Source organism: Phocaeicola sp. RTP21198st1_B8_RTP21198_201120, from assembly GCF_040929485.1.
Classification (GTDB): Bacteria; Bacteroidota; Bacteroidia; order Bacteroidales; family Bacteroidaceae; genus Phocaeicola; species Phocaeicola dorei.
In genome coordinates, this window is the sequence record NZ_JBCOCI010000339.1 from 1 (window position 1) to 1071 (window position 1071).

Annotated in this window: 1 protein-coding gene and 1 pseudogene; both read right to left on the reverse strand. The window is 42.9% G+C overall.

Annotation, left to right across the window (positions count from 1 at the left end; genetic code table 11):
- A pseudogene (locus AB5935_RS26055) lies at positions 1-462 on the reverse strand (sensor protein KdpD); the annotation flags it as partial.
- Positions 463-546: 84 nt separating this feature from the next.
- On the reverse strand, positions 547-1071 hold a 525-nt coding region (locus tag AB5935_RS26060), incomplete at its 5' end, for a hypothetical protein (RefSeq protein WP_368327880.1).

Genomic DNA, 1071 nt, shown 5'->3' on the forward strand with positions numbered 1-1071 from the left:
CTCCTGCACTTCTTCATTCACGCTTTCGATGTGCTGAATATTGATTGCCGAGATCACATTGATTCCCTCATCCAGCAAAGTTATCACATCCTGCCAACGTTTCTCGTTCAAGCTACCTTCTACATTCGTATGAGCCAGTTCATCCACAATTACAATTTCCGGATGGACACGGATAATCGTATCCAGATCCATTTCTTCCAATTCTTTCCCCTTATAGAAGATTTTGCGACGCGGAATGACAGGGAGCCCTTGCAGCAATGCTTCCGTCCCGGCGCGTCCATGAGTTTCGATATAGCCGATTTGCACGTTCACACCGTTCTCCAGCAGTTCATGCGCCTCCTGAAGCATACGATATGACTTTCCCACACCGGCTATCATACCGATATAGACCTTGAATTTGCCCCGGTGGGACTTCTTTATCAGATCCAAAAAATACTGTACACTATGTTCTCTATCATCCATTACGTCAATCTGTTATTTTAAACATCCTAACCCGTAGTAATCATCACGATCACCACGGGTTTCACAAAAATTCATGAGTTTATTTTATGGCCTTAAAGTTACGCCAAATACTAAATGGGCGTCCTCCAAACGTGGATTCCATATAGCCTGTACAAATATAGGCAATGAAAACTTATCATTAAAATTTATTGCTTTCGTTGCTTTCAAAGCTAGGTTCGTCACTGCAAACCCATTCACATTATACTGCGGAGTCTTATAAGGAACCACTCCACAAGTAGCATTCAGATCAACTCCTTTCACACTGAACGGATAATTCAGTTCTACGTAAGAAGAGTATGCCTGCTTTTCCTCCCCCTCATCAGTCGTTTTTCTGTCAGCACCGGCAAACATGGTATACCATGCGATAGATAACGGGAACTTTTCAATAGGAAGCGTATAAGCTAACCCTGCTTCAAAATGATGTCCGGTGTCTCCACTTTTAAAATGGAAATAATTATTGGTAAGTTCTCCATTAGCCACATCAGCTTGTCCGTCCCACCAAAGAGTGGCTACAGAAAGTGTCGGTCCCGCTTCACCAATCTTATAAGCTGCGGTTAGGTCAATTTCTTT